Annotated in this window: 19 protein-coding genes; 9 read left to right on the plus strand and 10 right to left on the minus strand. The window is 37.8% G+C overall.

The window, feature by feature from the left end; all coding sequences use genetic code 11:
• Positions 1-77 precede the first annotated feature (77 nt).
• The 3 genes from DTOX_RS22350 to DTOX_RS13565 all read right to left on the minus strand — a co-directional run bounded on the left by DTOX_RS22350 (position 78) and on the right by DTOX_RS13565 (position 1241).
• On the minus strand, positions 78-431 hold the full coding sequence (locus DTOX_RS22350) for a hypothetical protein (RefSeq protein WP_340139994.1): 354 nt from the start codon (positions 429-431) through the stop codon (positions 78-80).
• Positions 379-543 (minus strand): hypothetical protein, encoded by a 165-nt coding sequence (locus DTOX_RS25145; protein ID WP_340139995.1) that lies wholly within the window; start codon positions 541-543, stop codon positions 379-381. Before DTOX_RS25145 ends, DTOX_RS22350 begins: the two co-directional genes overlap by 53 nt.
• Before the next feature lie 143 nt (positions 544-686).
• On the minus strand, positions 687-1241 hold the full coding sequence (locus DTOX_RS13565) for a TetR/AcrR family transcriptional regulator (protein WP_015758254.1): 555 nt from the start codon (positions 1239-1241) through the stop codon (positions 687-689).
• A 217-nt stretch (positions 1242-1458) separates the two neighbouring features.
• Between DTOX_RS13565 and DTOX_RS13570 the strand changes: the two genes are divergently transcribed.
• The 7 genes from DTOX_RS13570 to DTOX_RS13595 all read left to right on the plus strand — a co-directional run bounded on the left by DTOX_RS13570 (position 1459) and on the right by DTOX_RS13595 (position 8757).
• Positions 1459-1884: a MarR family winged helix-turn-helix transcriptional regulator gene (locus DTOX_RS13570; protein ID WP_015758255.1), complete on the plus strand. Its 426-nt coding sequence runs from the start codon at positions 1459-1461 to the stop codon at positions 1882-1884.
• A gap of 584 nt (positions 1885-2468) precedes the next feature.
• Positions 2469-2747: a hypothetical protein gene (locus DTOX_RS13575; protein WP_042317252.1), complete on the plus strand. Its 279-nt coding sequence runs from the start codon at positions 2469-2471 to the stop codon at positions 2745-2747.
• Between the two features lie 318 nt (positions 2748-3065).
• A complete protein-coding gene (sigK, locus tag DTOX_RS13580) occupies positions 3066-3770 on the plus strand; it encodes an RNA polymerase sporulation sigma factor SigK (protein WP_015758256.1) in 705 nt (234 codons plus the stop codon).
• A gap of 437 nt (positions 3771-4207) precedes the next feature.
• The gene (locus DTOX_RS23075) at positions 4208-4369 is read left to right on the plus strand and encodes a hypothetical protein (protein ID WP_015758257.1); all 162 of its coding nucleotides are present in this window, start codon (positions 4208-4210) and stop codon (positions 4367-4369) included.
• Positions 4370-4990: 621 nt separating this feature from the next.
• Positions 4991-5707, plus strand: coding sequence for a cysteine hydrolase family protein (locus tag DTOX_RS13585; RefSeq protein WP_422698380.1), 717 nt, complete (start codon positions 4991-4993; stop codon positions 5705-5707).
• A gap of 199 nt (positions 5708-5906) precedes the next feature.
• Positions 5907-6812 carry a uroporphyrinogen decarboxylase family protein gene (locus DTOX_RS13590; RefSeq protein ID WP_015758259.1) on the plus strand — a complete coding sequence of 302 codons (906 nt, stop codon included), beginning with the start codon at positions 5907-5909 and terminating at the stop codon, positions 6810-6812.
• Positions 6813-7296: 484 nt separating this feature from the next.
• Complete coding sequence (locus DTOX_RS13595; RefSeq protein WP_015758260.1) at positions 7297-8757, plus strand: amino acid permease; 1461 nt, start codon at positions 7297-7299, stop codon at positions 8755-8757.
• 174 nt (positions 8758-8931) lie between these two features.
• Here the strand turns inward: DTOX_RS13595 and DTOX_RS13600 are convergent, their stop codons facing one another.
• Entirely contained in the window at positions 8932-9729 is a 798-nt protein-coding gene (locus tag DTOX_RS13600) for an EFR1 family ferrodoxin (RefSeq protein ID WP_015758261.1), read from the minus strand.
• A gap of 183 nt (positions 9730-9912) precedes the next feature.
• The gene (locus DTOX_RS13605; protein ID WP_015758263.1) at positions 9913-10380 is read right to left on the minus strand and encodes a CBS domain-containing protein; all 468 of its coding nucleotides are present in this window, start codon (positions 10378-10380) and stop codon (positions 9913-9915) included.
• A gap of 452 nt (positions 10381-10832) precedes the next feature.
• Between DTOX_RS13605 and prxU the strand changes: the two genes are divergently transcribed.
• Positions 10833-11426 carry a thioredoxin-dependent peroxiredoxin gene (gene prxU / locus DTOX_RS13615; protein WP_015758264.1) on the plus strand — a complete coding sequence of 198 codons (594 nt, stop codon included), beginning with the start codon at positions 10833-10835 and terminating at the stop codon, positions 11424-11426.
• A gap of 118 nt (positions 11427-11544) precedes the next feature.
• Here prxU and DTOX_RS13620 read toward each other — a convergent pair whose 3' ends face one another.
• From DTOX_RS13620 to DTOX_RS13635, 4 genes are all read right to left on the minus strand, one after another.
• Entirely contained in the window at positions 11545-11766 is a 222-nt protein-coding gene (locus DTOX_RS13620) for a hypothetical protein (RefSeq protein WP_015758265.1), read from the minus strand.
• 84 nt (positions 11767-11850) lie between these two features.
• Complete coding sequence (locus DTOX_RS13625) at positions 11851-12993, minus strand: ABC transporter permease (RefSeq protein WP_015758266.1); 1143 nt, start codon at positions 12991-12993, stop codon at positions 11851-11853.
• Between the two features lie 2 nt (positions 12994-12995).
• Positions 12996-13763 carry an ABC transporter ATP-binding protein gene (locus tag DTOX_RS13630; protein ID WP_015758267.1) on the minus strand — a complete coding sequence of 256 codons (768 nt, stop codon included), beginning with the start codon at positions 13761-13763 and terminating at the stop codon, positions 12996-12998.
• 14 nt (positions 13764-13777) lie between these two features.
• Positions 13778-14884, minus strand: coding sequence for an HlyD family secretion protein (locus tag DTOX_RS13635; protein WP_015758268.1), 1107 nt, complete (start codon positions 14882-14884; stop codon positions 13778-13780).
• Between the two features lie 354 nt (positions 14885-15238).
• Here DTOX_RS13635 and DTOX_RS23080 point away from each other — a divergent pair, with 354 nt between their 5' ends.
• A complete protein-coding gene (locus tag DTOX_RS23080) occupies positions 15239-15385 on the plus strand; it encodes a hypothetical protein (protein WP_015758269.1) in 147 nt (48 codons plus the stop codon).
• A 299-nt stretch (positions 15386-15684) separates the two neighbouring features.
• Here DTOX_RS23080 and DTOX_RS13640 read toward each other — a convergent pair whose 3' ends face one another.
• A complete protein-coding gene (locus DTOX_RS13640; protein WP_015758270.1) occupies positions 15685-16887 on the minus strand; it encodes an agmatine deiminase family protein in 1203 nt (400 codons plus the stop codon).
• Between the last annotated feature and the right edge of the window lie 25 nt (positions 16888-16912).

Genomic DNA, 16912 nt, shown 5'->3' on the forward strand with positions numbered 1-16912 from the left:
TAAATAATAAATCAAATAAATCTAATTAACCTAATAGCAACTTATACTACCAGATCAATTCTGGCATACCATTCTTATCAGTTATTAGGTTGAATGCGTTCAACTACTTTTTTCCATTCATGCTTATCAAGAAAACTACCTGGTACATTATTTTCCATCTCTCTAGACATAGCATACGGCACACTAAATGATAGCAAATCGGCATCAATAAAAGGACGTGCAGAAATATCCATCATGCCAATAATAGCACGCGGGCGTTCCTGATCTGCCTCAGGAATAAATTCATTTCCCATAGATAGAAAGTACTCTAAGCCGTCTGAATACTGATTTACAAATCCTAATCCGACTCCGGCTCCTTCACAGCCAAAAGTAGTACGGCTAAAAACAACGGTTCCGCCCCTTTGCAGCCGCTTTAAACATGGCTTTAACACAACGCCCGCGTCCTTCGGCAAACTCCAGAGCACCATGAGGTTTTTCGTTTGAAAATAAAACAGCAATAGGAGAATACTTAAGTTTTAGCCTCTGCGCAATTTCACTGTGCATGACAAACTATCTCCTTTTTTTATGAAATATTACACATAAATAACATTTGCTATTTACAGCAATTACTCTTGCAGACAATAACTATAGTATAGACGCGGAAAATACTTCGTTGGCAATTAGCCTGTCTAATATAACACATCCGTTCACGAGACCTCAGTTAAAGAAATCAGGTAATTTAAGACTTTCTCATAAACATCTTCCCTTAAGCTCATTCCGTATAGATGATTGAAATATATACCATCAACTGCCAGTCTGATGATTGTCGAAACGATTTGGTCAATATGATCATTCTCAATGCGATCTTGTAGTACTTGTAAATGCTTAGATATAGACTTCAACAATTCAGGATTTGTCGCAATCGCAGCCAAAATTGCTACATTCATATCCAATTCACTTTCTAATTGATTGAATGTTACTTTTGTATAGGCCCTAGTCCATTTTCCTTTTTCACAAGAATCTTCGCTGGCAACACATACCACTTCATTAGTAAAACCTTGTATTAAATAGTCAGCCATGCCCTTCATCAAAGCATCTTTATTAGGAAAGTGGTATAGCAATCCACCTTTACTTATTTTAGCTTCTTTTGCAACTGTTTCTAAGGTTAATGACAATACTCCAGTTGTGTTTATAATCCTAGCAGCGGCTCGTAATATTCTTTGCTTCGTATCAATAACTTCGCTGGGAATTTTGTTTTGCATAGATTTACCTCTGTATGAGTTTTTATTTATCATATACCGTCCAGACGGTATGGTCAAGAGCTTGTTATCATTTCATAGTATCTGCTCTGGACAACACACCAGGATGTACATTAAACCGAAGATGGTATGTCACTTAACTCCAAAAACCTTTCTTGACGTAATTCCGTATTAAAGATATAATTGTCTTGACAATAATATCTTTTAAAAGGAGATCAATGTGACATTTAGACTTAATAATGGTATTGGTTTTATTTTAAATCGAACCAATACTAGGATGAAAAATAATTTATTACACCATTTTAAAGATTACGACGTAACTCCCGAACAATGGGCTGTTTTAAATTGTTTATGGGAACGAGAAGGTATTTCCCCTAAAGAGTTGGCCGAACTTACTTCAAAAGATCAACCTACAACGGTAAGAATGCTATCGAAACTAGAAAAAAAAGGTTTTATTACTAGACAAGTTAATCCGAATGATAATAGATCTTATTTGATTCACCTTACAAGTGAGGGTCAAGAATTAAAAGATAAATTATTTCCCTTAGCATTTCAAGCTCTTGACAAAGCCTTGAAAGGTATTGATAAAAAACAAATTGAAGAAGTTAAAATCGTTCTTAACAAAATATTTAATAATTTAGATTGATATATTTTTTTATTCCAATTTACTTGTCATGGCAATTATATGGTTAGGTTAGTTTTTTTCGCCGTCTGTTATCCGGTCTTAACTTAGGTATTTGAATAGTCTCTATATTACTGAGATTAATTTCCAACAAATTAAGACTATCCGATATATATTTAAGCTGTTTTTTAATCACCTTAATTCCAAATAATAGATAAAAAACAAAACACACAATCAGGTTAGATAAATTATATACTTTTGGCTAACAAATAAAGGGGGAAAACCTCATTACGTTACTAATTAGAATTTAGAAGGGAGGAATTTGTGGCTACTAAATAAAAATCAAAAAATTTACTATTACGTTGATACGGTTCTACAGCAAATCTAATACAAAGAGGTGCATGAGAAAATCGGGAATATTTTGGAGTCCCATATTTAAGAATTAATAGAATTTTACAACTTAAATACCGTCTATATTGATAAAGCAATTCATAAAGCAATTACAAAGATGGGTGGTCCTGTGGTGTTAGGAAAGGAAATTACTTGGTTGGAAACCTTATTTATTTTAGGTCTTTAAAAAATATTCTCAGGGAGGTGTTCAGTTAGCAGTGAAAAAATTGGACCTAAAGGACAAAGCCTGTTTAAAAGGCTTTCATATCTTTTTTGTTTGTGCATGGATTGGTACTGCTCTTTCTATAGTTCTCCTCGGCTTTGTGAAGGGTAACACACCTAATGGAGATGAACTATATGCCGTAAACGCCTCCATTAAGCTTATAGATGACTTTATCATCATTCCGGCTGCGTTGGGCTCTCTTATTACAGGTATGTTGATTTGCTGGTTAACCAACTGGCGATTTTTTAAGTTCAAGTGGGTTATAGTTAAATAGATTCTAACTATTGCTCAAATTCTCTTCGGAATATGCTAATTTAATGTTAAAAACTTTAGCGTAACTATTATTTTTCTACCGCTTTATTTTGCAAATAAAGTGCCGGATTAATTTGCAAATTCACACTTTTTTTGTTTCAATATAATAAAAACAACATATATTATCACACCGTCTTTGTTGCATTACCTTAGTTATTTAATTTTTTCCGTGTGCTAACTATTTCCTTTAAAATCTTTTATATTTTTTTAGGTTAGACAGGCACAAATAATCTCTTTTCCCATAAGATATATTCAGCCAAAAACGGGGGAGGGGTTATATATGATGCCTGGCCTTTTGACGTTTGTTACACTGTCAGTAGTAAACGGGCTTTTATTATTAGTGTCCTACATTGCTAACAACACATTTCCTCAGCCTTTGTCAGAAGAAGAAGAAGCCAAGTATTTACAACTGCTGTTTGAGGGCGATGAGCACGCAAGAAATGTGCTCACCGAAAGAAACTTACGACTTGTTGCTCACATTGTTAAGAAATTTGACAAGACAGTTGGCGACACCGATGATTTAATTTCTATAGGAACAATAGGTCTAATTAAAGCTGTAAATACTTATAATCCCGAAAAAGGAACCAAATTAGCAACCTATGCCGCCCGCTGCATTGAAAATGAAATTCTCATGCATTTGCGTTTTATGAAAAAAGTCAGAGCCGAGGTTTCATTGTATGACCCAATTGGTGTTGATAAAGAAGGAAATGAAATTACTTTGATTGATATTTTAGGCACCCACTCAGAAGTAGTGGCTGAAATAGTGGAGAACAGTTTCGAGCAAAAGAGACTTGGTGATAAAGTAAAATTACTTTCCCGCAGGGAAAAAAAAGTGCTGGAACTTAGATTTGGCCTGGAAGGACGCCAGCGCAAAACTCAACGGGAAATAGCTAAATTTCTGGGCATTTCCAGGTCTTACGTATCTCGTATTGAGAAAAGAGCTTTGACAAAGCTAACCAAGGAATTTATTATGGAAAACTCCTGAAAGTTATAAATCAGCAATTAAAAAATTTTTGTAAAGTTATTTCATAAAGCACAAAAAGCAAAACAAGGGCTGTTGACATTATTTGCATAGCCCTTGTTTTGCGTCTGCATATGTAAAAAATTAATTGCAATAAACTTTAAACAACAAACAGTCGAGAATTTATTAGTTATATAATAAGCTTTTTAAAATTTATCAAAATAAATATCAGCATCCCCTGAAGTAACTGATTGATAAGTTATATTTATATATTAAATAAATTTTTGCCCATTATTTAAAAAAATACAACCGATAAGATAAATTTATCTTATTTTTGAGGTCAAAAATCGACCATTCATAATGCAAAAACTACAATTAAAGTATGAATTATTGGCTTAAGCTTTGGATTACAATATAATACATTAAAACAACAAATAAATAAATAACCGGGAGGGATTCTAATGAGAATGAAAGTTGATAAACTGGTTTTAGATTTAATGATAGCAACTTTTTCTTACTGCATGGGAGAGAAAGATTGTAAAATGGTAAGCTGCACCGAAAACGAAGTTACTCTCAAACTGGAAGACAACACTGAAATCACTCTTTATGCAGAAGCAGCTTAAACGGACACAGTCAACCGGTTGCCGTTTTAAACTTTAAGTTAATTTAAGAGCTACAACATTTTAAACATAAGGAGGTAGCTGGTTATGAGAAAATTTATTAAATGGTTTATTACAACCTTTGTTAAGCATTATAATGAGATTCGTTAAAGGAGAATGTCATGGCAAATAAAAGTATGCTTTGATGCCCCTACTAATAAACGTAGGGGCTATATTATTTTCTGATCTAAATTAATAGGTATTTACATTTTTATGGAATGATTAGTATAATATAATTAATGCAATGGTGTCGTTAAGGGGATGAGTTGTTTTGGGATCAATCGGTATATTGAATTTCTTCCCATGGCTAAAGCTAAAGCCAGGGGATTGCGGGGTCAAACCCCGAGGGCAGTACAATCACCTCTAAGCAGTCGCTTACGCCGTTGCCTTACTTTTATAATTTTTTAACTTACATGTATTTTATATCTCCATGATTAAAACCATGGGCCTGAGTAATGATTGAGAGAATATAAGCCACCCGTTAGAAAGGTGGCTTTTGCGTGTGCCTGATTGTAAAAGACTGACCGCAAAAAATAATTATTTTTAACTTTTTTTACTATATTAATCCCAACATAATAGAAATAGGTGAAAATTTTGATATTAAAAAAAATTAAAGCAGCATTACTTGTAATTGATTTGGAAAACGGCTTTGTCCGGTCTGAGTCATCTCATGTTATTAATACGGCGGCAGCTAGTCTTCCAGCCTGTGAACAAGTCATACAGCTCAGCAGAAAAAAAGGACTGCCGGTATTTTTTATTAAGAGAATATACAGACAAAACGGCAGCGATGTGGAGTTGACACGGTGGCAAGCCTGGATAAACGGGGGAAAAGCAATGACCCCCGCCAGCAAAGGGGCAATAAGTGCCGAGGTCCCGGAAACAGTTAAACCTAAACCAGGGGATTATACCATAATTAAACCGCGTTGGAGTGCTTTTTTTCAGACGGAACTTGATTTGATTTTACGCAGACTGGGAATTAGCACAGTCGTCTTAATCGGGACAACAACGCCAAACTGTATCCGAACAACTGCTTATGATGCCATTGCTTTAGATTATGAGGTGGTAATAGTTGAGGATTGTTGCTCTTCACAAACACCAGAAATTCAAAAAGCAAATATTGATGATTTGCAGCGCATAGGTTGTATGATTATTGATTCTGAAAACTATTGCCACAATTTACCCCAATTACCCTGTCAGGACTGGTTGAAAAAAATAAGAGCTGATATGAATAAAAATAATAATTTGCCGGAACCTTTTGAGGATCTGGGAGAAGGAGGTACGGGTTGGATTGACCGCTGGTAATACATAAAATAATCATAACTTGATTTTTTCAAGATACTGCCAGACGCTTTCTATTGTAAATTCCGCTTTTCATTTGCTCAGCAAGCTGCTGACGAGTGCAACTGATTTTGACTATTATTACTCCAGAAGTATTATTATGACTGTACCGTGATTGAATAGTAAATGTTTATAGAAGCAATGATTCTAAGAGGTGAAACTATTGAGACAAAATACTGTTTATAAATCTCGCGAAAGAGTAAAGCGAACTATTGGGCATTTGGATACCGATCAAATCCCTATAGGTGAAATAACCATCGCTGATGACGTGGTGGCAAACAATTCACGGTGCAGCCAATCCTCATTTAATGAAAAACTGGAGTTCTTAAAAAAACTCGGGCTGGATATCATTTGTCTCACACCCAAATACCCTTTATCAAAAGGTGTCTTACCCTCCGTGCAGAATTTTGTTTTCCCGGATCTAAAAGATTGGGTTTATAAAACTAATATATTTACTTTTGCTGTTATAGACGGTGTTTTTGATTGGGGTATTAAGCTATTTGGCTTTAACAAATTTATAACTTTACTCAATAAATCGCCAATTACCTTTATGGATTTAACAAAAAATATAGAAAAGCTAAACCTCCAACTGGCCGCCTTTTTAATAGAGATGGGAATTGACGGAATTATCATCGCGGATGATATTGCTTATAACAGGGGCTTGTTAGTCAACCCTGTCGATATAAGAAATTATATTTTTCCCTCCTTATCATTACAAGTAGAAAAAATTAATCAGAAAGGAACACCTGTCTTCTTTCACTCTGACGGCAACACTAATGATATAATTCCGGACCTTATAGAAATTGGTTTTAAAGGATTACATTGCATAGATCAGAACGCCAATATGGATATTTTTAATTTACAGTCTCTTTACGGCAAGCAGATCTGCCTCTGGGGCAACCTGTCTGTAGACGACACAAATCGTGCGAGTGATCTGGAATATTTGCAAAACCTGAGGGAAGCTATACTTTCCTTATCAGCTAAAAAAGGGTTTATCTTAGGAACCAGCTGTGGTATTTTTAATGGACTCAATCTCAACGGGCTGTTGGATATCTATAAAAGCATCTAGGAGAGTGTTTCAAAAATAGATTTTTTATCTCTTAATTTCTATATCTAGTATTTATCCTTCTAATTTAAACTGCTTATAGTGGTTAATTTTTAAAATTATGACTTTTGAAACACTCTCCCAGGTTAAGCATATTATTTAATGTCTTCATCCTGTAATCTTTTGAGATTCAACCTTTCGGTACCGCTGCTATGCTCATATTCCCTCTGGAGATTTCATTGCCTTACATATCAAAAGGAAATTACCACCACCGACTTATATCCCATTTACATTATCCCCAAAATATTCAGAAGCGTATTGAGTTATTATTTAATCTATATAGATTAGAAATGTATTTAACCAATCTCAATGGTTCTTTAAATACTGCTATGGACTACTTATAACTTGAACAATGACTCCTCAACTGCCTCCAAACACTCAATCAATTTATACTCCTACTAATTTTGTGGAATATTATTTTACAGAAATCTTGATTGGAGGTTTTTAAATGGAAAAGAAACATAAGGGCCTGTCGGTATGGCAGTTAACAATGATGGCACTTGGCACTGTAGTAGGGGGATCCTTTTTTCTTGGTTCAGCAGTTGCCATTCGAGCTGCAGGGCCCGCGGTCATTATTTCATTTATTTTGGGTGGTGTTCTGGTTTATTTTATACTCTTTGCATTGTCCGAACTTACAGTATCAGACCCGGCCCCGGGTTCTTTTCGTACCTTTGCCACAAGAGCTTTTGGCCCGGGAACCGGTTTTGTAGTTGGGTGGGTTTATTGGACAGGCCTTGTTCTGGCCATGTCCAGTGAGGCCACTGCTGTTTCAATTTTGTTGCGGGGATGGTTCCCGGGGATTTCTATGCTGTTGGCAGGTTCACTGATTATAACCGGAATAACATTCCTTAATCTACTGGGTGCCGACCGGTTAAGTAAGCTGGAAAGCGGTCTGGCAGCAGTAAAACTTTTCGCTATTGCAGCGTTTGTTATACTTGGTTTATTTCTGATTGCGGGCTTGATGCCGGGTGTTCCCCAGATTGGCTTAGGCGAGCTAATAGATGAGTTATGGTTTCCGGGAGGTATCAGTGGTATAGCCGGCAGTATGCTGATTGTCATATTCACTTACGCCGGCTTTGAGATCATTGGCCTGGCAGCTTCTGAATCCAATGATGCACCAAACACAATACCCAGGGCTATTACTTATACTGTACTAGGGTTGATAAGCCTGTATGTTGCTTCTGTCGCAGTAATTTTGCCTTTGATACCAACCGCGTCACTCACTGAAAAAGTCAGCCCGCTGGTAGCAGCCCTGAACAGGTGGGGAATTGGCTGGGCCGGAAATATCATCAATATAGTGCTGATTACCGCTATCCTTTCCACCATGCTGGCTGCCATGTTTGGATTGGGTAGGATGATAAGCTCCCTGGCTCACGAGGGACAAGCACCAGTTTGGTTAATAAATAAGAGCAATGTTCCCTATCGTGGAATCCTATTTTCAGGAGTAGCAATGATTATGGGATTAGGCCTTGGATTTTCACTTCCACGGCAGGTTTATCTTTTTTTAATAAGTTCCGGTGGTTTTTCCTTACTTTTTACCTATGCTGTTATTCTCGCCACACATTACCGCTTTAGGAAAAAACATGGCTGCCCCCCGCTGGGTAAATGCCAGATGCCGGGTTTCCCCTTTTCATCATTGATTGCTTTAATTAGCACTGTCGCTATCATTGCGAGTATGCCATTAATACCGGGTCAAAGATCAGGATTGCTGGCAGGTCTGGTGCTGGTAGCCCTGTATACTGTTATTTACCTGGCAATAAAGTATCGTGATAAAATTACCAAACCGGTGTCCGCCAAAAGAAATCCATATTATATTAGCACACTGCGAGCTAGATTGAATACGGAACTAGCTGAAGAATTGGGCCAGCAACAAAAAATAGAAAGTAAAACAGATGATAAAAAACAATAAACACATATTTTTAAAAATCTACAATTCTTTCCCGCAGAAAATAAAGAATAAATACTTGAGTGGTATGTAATATGCCAAGATACCAATAAGCGGCATTATCCGAAAGCCTATTAGTCAACCGCCCTTGGTCTTGGCATAGTTAAGCTATTTGCATGGTTTACCGATGTTTATTAATTAATAAAATAATACCGGTTCCTTTCGCCCTTTACACATTTCACTTAAACGCATTGCAATGTCTTTGACCATACCAGTTTTTATCGTTCGTGCGTTTTCAGGACAACCTTTAATGCAAGCACAACATAGGATGCATTTTTCCTTATCAATCAAAGCACTATTTTCTAAATCAATAGCACCAACAGGACATACCCGTGCACAAAATCCACATTGCAAACACTTATCACTGATTGAAATAAAATCAAGAACCAATGACTTAAATTCCTTATAAGGATAGTTGCCAGGAACAATTATATCAGAAATATGATCAAATGATGCGATAGACAGTAGTTTTTCATTTATTCTTTTCCCAAATAACTCTGCTTGATTTACATCACTTACATCGGGACGAGCTACGGCAATGGGTGTTTCAGAACTGGAAAAAGAGTGTTCCCCAATAAATGCAGCATAGGCAATCGGCACACATCCATGCTTTAACATGGTGTCTTTAAGTTCGAGCAGAGCATCGTCATACTCGCGGTTACCGTAAACAACAATGCATACGGTAGGCGTACTATCTGCTTTAATCGTATTTAGCCAGTCAATTGCAATAGCCGGAACCCTACCGCCATAAACCGGCATACCGATAACAAGTAATTCATTTTCTGATGTATTCAGTTGTTGTTTTCTTACCTCCGGTTTCGTAATATCTATTGTTTCCACAGGACTTAGATTAATTCCTCGTGCAATTCCTTCAATAACCGTTTTCGTTGTTCCCGTAGGCGAAAAATAAACGAGTTTCAATGATTGTACTTTCATTAGATGCCCTCCTTTAAAACTGTAGTCTTTCTAAAATTAATAAAACACAACCCCCACTCCAGCCTGATAAGGAGTGGGGTTATTGTTTTACAAGGATTGAGGTTGCTCTTCAGCGTTGTCCAATCCTCCTGACGAACAAGAATCATCGTTATTATATCCTGCCTGGCTGCAATGTTTTTATAATTAATTGCCTTTTTTAAAGGCGTTTTCAATAATATCCTTACGGGTAATTATTCCTAATAGTTTTCCTTCATCATTTAGCACGGGTATGCGGTTGATTCTCTTTTCTGACATGATGCCGGTTACTTTTGCAATGGTAGCTTCAGGTCCTACCGAATATACCTTCCGCGTCATGAGATCCTTTACCTCTACTGCAATAATTTTCTTTAACTCCTTTAAAAAGCGGTTTGGATTTTCCAGAAATATGACGCCGCCCAGCAATGTAGTCATAGCCGGTGCCTTTATCTCCTTTTCCTGAATTATGAGGTCTCCTTCACTTATGATGCCCACAACTTTCCCTTTTTCATCTATTACAGGAAGACCACTGATATTATGATCCAACAAAAGTCGTGCTACTTTTTCCACATTGTCATCCGGACCTACAGCAATAACTTCTTTGGTCATAATATCTTTGACTGTAACTTTTTCCATATTGCACACCCTTCCTTGTTTCTTTACTTGTTTGTGTATTTTTATAACGGGAGCAATACTAATCCTTTAATATATGGTATTCCTTTAAAGTATTTCTTATTATTTACAAGTATTATTAAGTCATTATGATCCGCTGCACATGCTATTAGAAGGTCAAGATAGCTAACCTTCCTTGCCAAGTTTATCAATAGTTTTTATAAAGATCTGTACTGTATCATTTACAAATATGATCCGCCCCACCCTTTTTTCTATCAATAACATTTTTCAACAGTTCTGTAGCTATATCACTGTCCCCTCAATGATAGAAAGTAAAACAGATGATAAAAAAGTGTAACTATCCATCAATAAAATATTATTATTTCAATATTAAAATGTTTATAAAGATATTTCAAAATGCACTATTTTCATTTATAATAATATTTAGCAAAAATAATATTTTAGGGGGTATAATTATGTTAGTTACCAAGAATGCACCTGCCTTTACAGCGAAAGCATTCCATCAAGGTCAGGTAAAACAAGTTTCATTGGAGGAATACCAGGGAAAGTGGGTTGTCCTATGCTTTTACCCTGGAGACTTTACCTTCGTATGACCGACCGAAATTTCGCACATAGCAGTTGGCTATGATGGGCTCAAATCTCTTAATGTTGAAGTTCTCTCTATTAGCACTGACAGCGTATTCTCCCATAAAGTTTGGAATGAAACCGAGTTAAGTAAAATGGTTGAGGGTGGAATTCCATTTCCAATGCTTTCAGACCAAACAGGAAAAATAGGCAAATTATATGGCGTTTACGATGAAGATGCAGGTGTTAATATTCGCGGCCGATTTTTAATCGACCCCGAAGGCGTTATCCAAGCGGCAGAAATATTGAGTCCTCCTGTAGGAAGAAATCCAGAAGAACTTATTCGCCAAATTAAGGCTTATCAACACCATAAAAAAACCGGCGAAGTAATGCCTTCAGGTTGGCTTGAAGGAGACACAACATTAAAACCATCCACTCAGATGGCGGGTAGAGTCTGGGAAGTCTGGCAACCCCCTAAAAAATAAATACTTATCATAACAGTAAGAAGATATAGACAAAACTTTTTCCCCTGTTATTTATTTTGAAAGAGGAAGCCATAACTGGTTTCCTCTTTCAATTTTGGTATAACACTAAACTTCATGTTCAACTTTTCTGCAACAATTCTTCTATCACTATAATGCGTTTTTTAATATCATTAATTTGAACTTCATATTGTTTAACAGCACCTCCTGACAAATGAATACCAGTTTGACCAAGTACCGCATCTCTTTCATCTTCTATGTCTTCAATTTCTTCTTTTAACATTGATAATTTTTCTTCCAACTCGTCAGCATTCATATTTTTATAATATTCTAATATATGCACTTTATATCACCTGCCTTCCATATATAAATTCAACACGTCAAAACAAATCAGCCGGCTTCAACTATACATTTAGGGGCAACCTTACTAACCAACATTCTTTTTAAACTTCACCATTGACACTGTAAGCAATACCGAAGCAAATACAACTAGCGCAAGTGTTTCCCGCCACAAATACTTCAAACCGATCCCTTTTAAGAATATGCCTCTTACTATATCAAGAAAATAGGTCAGCGGCAAAAGAGCTCCCAGCATTTTCAAAAACGGCGGCATGGTTTCCCTGGGAAACATAAAGCCTGATAATAAAACTGAAGGCAGTAAAAGAAGAAATGTCATTTGCATAGCCTGCAGTTGGGTTTTGGAAATAGTAGAAATAAGTAGTCCAATTGAGAGCACGGTAATTAAGAAAAGTATGGCCAAAACAAAGAGCAGCAAAACACTTCCCTTAGGCGGCACGCCAAACCAGTAAATACCCATAAGCAGGACAGAAGTCAGAGAAACAAAGCCGATGGCTACAAAAGGCAGCAGCTTGCCTAACAGCAACTCAGAAGGGAGGATTGGCGTTACCACAATTTGCTCCAACGTTCCCCGCTCCTTTTCACGCACCATCGAAAAAGACGTTAACATGGCAATGACGTTTTGGAGAATTAGCCCGATCAGTGCCGGGATATTAAAAACAGTTGATTTCATATCAGGGTTATACCAAACGCGAGTTTCTACTCTAACCGGCATATTAATAACAGTCGCACCGGTTTGCTTACCCAACCTGGAGGATTGAACTTCCCAGGCCTTATTAATACCCACAAGCTGCACTGCTGACATTGCCGCACGTGCGGCCGTAGGATCGGAGCCGTCTACCAGAACCTGGATAACGCCTTGCTCTCCGGCCTGAATTGCCTCACCGTAATCAGGCGGTATAATAACTGCCACCCTGGCTTCCCCACTGTCTAAATAGCCGGTAATTGACTTATAACCGTAAACATAGTAATCAGGGTCCAGATAAGTTGAGTTGCGCAGGGCAGTAATAAATTCCCTGCTGTCAAGGCTATTTGACTGATCCCATACCACAGTGGGCAGGTGATCAATATCTGTATTTACAGCATAACCAAAGAGTAAGAGGAGAATCACCGGCATACCAACTGCCATAATGACACTTGGCTTATCCCGTTTAATCTGGATAAATTCTTTTTTCAATACTGCCCAAAAGCGTATAATACTAAAGCTCCTCATAATCATACCTCTTTTTTTATGTGCTTGTTACGGGGGTCATCACTTGCTTCTTGTTCAACATAATAAATAAACAAATCGTCAAGGCTCTTTTTATGCTCCCGCTCTTTCATCTCTTGCGGGGTGCCGAAAGCTATTAACTTACCGTTGAAAACAAAACCGATATAATCACAACTGTCAGCCTCATCCATATAATGAGTACTGACCAGAATTGTCATACCTTGCCCGGCCAGTAAATTTATAATGTTCCAAAAGATCCGCCTGGAAACGGGATCAACACCTGCTGTCGGCTCATCCAGTACAATCAATTTAGGATCATGCAGCAACGCACAGGCCAGGGAAACACGCTGCTTCCAGCCGCCCGAAAGAGATTGAACGAGCTGTCCAAGCCTCTCTTTTAGGCCAACAAGTTCAATTATCTTCTGTTTCTGCTGCAACTTCCTCTGGCCGGAAAGGTTATATACACCGGCATAAAAATTCATGTTCTCCTCAACTGTCAGGTCGTCGTAAAGGCTGAATTTTTGAGACATGTAGCCTATTTTTTGTTTAATCTCTTCAGCCTGGGTCATAACATCATGACCCAAAACAAATGCCGTCCCCTCGGTTGGCACCAGCACACCGCACAGCAAACGAATAGTCGTGGTCTTTCCTGCGCCGTTAGGCCCGACAAAAGCCATTTTCTTACCCTCAGGCAGTTGAAAAGTAACACCTTCCACAGCCGTGTAAGAGCCAAATTTCTTGTGCAGGCCTTTTGCATCAATAGCGAGGTTCATACTGGCCACCCTTCCTAGTTGATGATTACATCAGCTGGCATGCCGGAGTTCAGCTTGCCAAAGCCTTCCTTTAGCTTTACTTTAACAGCAAAGACTATGCTGGTTCTTTCTTCTTTGGTCTGAACATTTTTAGGAGTGAATTCTGCCCTGTCTGAAATATTGGAAATTTCCCCGGCAAAGCTCCGACCAGGATAGGCATCAACTGAGACACTGGCCTTTTTACCTAATGCAATAGTATTTAGCTGGGCTTCCGGAACATAAATTCTCACCCAAATATCCTCCGGTTCAAGAACAGTAAGAATACGTCCCGCGGGATTGACAACTTCCCCTGGTTCCACATGCTTATAGAGCACCGTTCCGTCTACAGAACTTCTGATAACTGCTTTAGTTAAATTCAATTTTGCCAGGTTAACTGCCTGCTGAGCTCCCTCAACAACAGCTTTTTGAGCTAAAATGGTGGGCTGTGTATAACCGGAAAGCGCCAAATCAAGCGCGGCTCTGGCCGCATTCATCTGGGCCTGGCTGCTTTTATACTGCGCCTTAGTCCCCTCATACTGCTCCAGGCTGGTTTTATACTGCTGCTCGGCAACCTTTAACTTATGAACCTGCGCATCATACTCTTTCTTGCTGATGGCTCCTTCTTTATAGAGAGCCTCCTCGTCTTTTAGGAACTTCTCCTCATATTTTAAGTTTTCCAGATCCCTGGCTACAATAGCTTCTAATTGCTGTTCTGCCGCAGCAGTTTGTTCCAGCCCGGCCTGTGACTGGTCAACGTTGGCCTGATATCGTCTAATTTCTTCTGCTCTGGTTCCCCCCAGGAGATCTTGCAGCCGTTGCTCAGCCTGTTTTAGCTGGCTTTGCGCGCTGGCCAGAGCAATTTTTAAGCTTTGTTCGTCCAGTCTGGCAACAATATCTCCGGTACCAACCTTTTGTCCTTCTTTAACAGTTATTTCAACTATTTTACCGCTAAGTTCAGACTGCACGGGAACAAGAGTGGCCTCAATGGTTCCGGAAAAACTGTTACTCTCCCGGTGGAAAAACATTTTACTGCCTTTCGTCCAAAACCATATTAAAAAGACAACCACTAGCAATAGAAGAACCGGTAGAAGCCTTTTCTTCACAAGCTGTCCCTCCCAACCATACAATTTCTCTTCATCTATCCCGAATTACTATTTTAATGATTATAACATAATTTCTTTATTATTTTGGAACTTCTTATATTAGTATTTTCCGCAGATAATTTGACGCTCAAAGAGAATTCACGACTAAGACCATAATTTTCCTTTACCTTTTCTTAATGAATAATCCCGTTGCTTTAGGTGATAAATGGATTTTAGGAGAAAGGTATTGTTTTTGTACAATCCATCCTTATACCAATTTATTATTGCTTAGCTGCTAGTTATTTCAAGCAATAAATTATGTTAAAAAAGAAATATTAATATAGGGATCAATAGTTCAATAAGGGGGATGTAAACGTGAGCGATAAACATACCAGATTTGCTCCCGGTCCAGAACTCCGTAATAAAACAAATGTTTACATGAAAGCAATCAGTCCCGAACTAGCAACAGAACAAGTTAAAGCCTCAAAAGCTCCTGCATTCTCTGCCACCCGAAAATCCTAATACGTGGAGGCCGGGAAAAGCCCGGCCTCCATGTCACAACAAGCGTTACATCACATATAAATACGCTGCGATTTAACATATCTAAGCCATTGCTGCATTTCTTGTCATAATTGGAAGCCCTATCGCATTATTATTGGCAGTTAAGGTGTCAAAAGAATAATTTTAAATTATACAACAATAATATGATCCGAAAATAATCAATTAATGACTTAATTTAATTCAAAACCTTAAAATTGAACTTTTTAAAAGGGAGCTGTCTAACAGCCTCCCTTTTACTGTATTGAGTATATATTTTATTTCTATTTAATGGCTGGCATGTGTTGAGTAATACAGTGCATACCACCGCCCCACAGGTTAACATTTTCTGCATTAATACCAATAACAGTTCGACCGGGGAACTCCTTCTTAAAGATAGTTCTTACCTCTTTCTCTAGATTTTTCAGTTTATTTGAGCGTCCTGGTATCCAATATGTTTGCATTAAAATTGCACCATTGGTTACTACATAGTTTAAATAGCTGCGTACAGGTATTTTACCCTGATTGTCTGCCTCTCCGTATAGTGTAGTAGGCATAGGAATTCTTACAATGCGAAACTTCATACCGTCCTGGTCTGTCGAGTTAAGCAGTATCCGGTAGTTATCTTCAAGTCGCAGATATGATTTTTGTGATATTGAATTTATATACCTATCTTCCGGTAAGACTTGTGCTAAAAGTATAGTATTGGGAGACGAAAAGCGCGCTATTTCATCTATGTGTCCATTAGTAATCTGATCATCTTCAGCAAGTCCTTTTTTTAGCCATATAATTTTTTTTACACCTAAAACCCTCTTATATTCGTTCTCAATTTGTTTTTTACTAAGTTTTGGGTTGCGAGTTAATGCGACAGATTCCGTAATCATTAATGTACCTTTACCGTTAGACTCTATCGCACCCCCCTCAGAAATTAAGTTCGTATTAATGAGGGGTAGCTTTAGCGCTTGAGCAGTTAGCTTGTCTACCTGACCTTCAACGTTGATATAGTGGTGATTGCCTCCTCTACTGTAGTTATTAAAATTAAAATTAACTACACTCATTCCGCTATAACGGTCTTTTACAAAAATAGGCCCGACATCCCGAGTCCAAATAGACCTGTGGTTTATTATGTAATAATCCACGTTAGTACCTAAATAGCCATGTTTATTAAATATAGCTCTTATTTGTTCAATTTCCTCTTCGCTCTGAGATATAAGTTTTACTCTTATATAAGGATCAAGAGCTTTAACCATATTAATGATCACAGGGTATACAGGACGGTTGCCAGTGTTATAAATTTCTGACGGCCATTGCATCCAAATTGCTTGCTGTTTTTCAAACTCGCCGGGAAATGTATAAGGGGCAGGCCGTTTAACTTTGTAGTTCTCAGGTTTTCTAAGCGCCCAGTTGTTATATTTTATAGCAACCACTGTTATAATCAGTATAGCAAAAAATGCAAGTATTACGTAAATTCGCTTATCTTTTATCATCCTGCTTACCTTCACTTTTTTGAGT

The organism is Desulfofarcimen acetoxidans DSM 771 (genome assembly GCF_000024205.1).
Taxonomy (GTDB): domain Bacteria; phylum Bacillota; class Desulfotomaculia; order Desulfotomaculales; family Desulfofarciminaceae; genus Desulfofarcimen; species Desulfofarcimen acetoxidans.

Bases quoted from the DNA above. Each gene is read 5' to 3' on its own strand.
- DTOX_RS25145 (WP_340139995.1), bottom strand. From the start codon at position 543: ATGCACAGTGAAATTGCGCAGAGGCTAAAACTTAAGTATTCTCCTATT.
- DTOX_RS13565 (WP_015758254.1), bottom strand. From the start codon at position 1,241: ATGCAAAACAAAATTCCCAGCGAAGTTATTGATACGAAGCAAAGAATA.
- sigK (WP_015758256.1), top strand. From the start codon at position 3,066: ATGATGCCTGGCCTTTTGACGTTTGTTACACTGTCAGTAGTAAACGGG.
- DTOX_RS23075 (WP_015758257.1), top strand. From the start codon at position 4,208: ATGAGAATGAAAGTTGATAAACTGGTTTTAGATTTAATGATAGCAACT.
- DTOX_RS13595 (WP_015758260.1), top strand. From the start codon at position 7,297: ATGGAAAAGAAACATAAGGGCCTGTCGGTATGGCAGTTAACAATGATG.
- DTOX_RS13600 (WP_015758261.1), bottom strand. From the start codon at position 9,729: ATGAAAGTACAATCATTGAAACTCGTTTATTTTTCGCCTACGGGAACA.
- DTOX_RS13605 (WP_015758263.1), bottom strand. From the start codon at position 10,380: ATGGAAAAAGTTACAGTCAAAGATATTATGACCAAAGAAGTTATTGCT.
- DTOX_RS13625 (WP_015758266.1), bottom strand. From the start codon at position 12,993: ATGAGGAGCTTTAGTATTATACGCTTTTGGGCAGTATTGAAAAAAGAA.
- DTOX_RS13630 (WP_015758267.1), bottom strand. From the start codon at position 13,763: ATGAACCTCGCTATTGATGCAAAAGGCCTGCACAAGAAATTTGGCTCT.
- DTOX_RS13640 (WP_015758270.1), bottom strand. From the start codon at position 16,887: ATGATAAAAGATAAGCGAATTTACGTAATACTTGCATTTTTTGCTATA.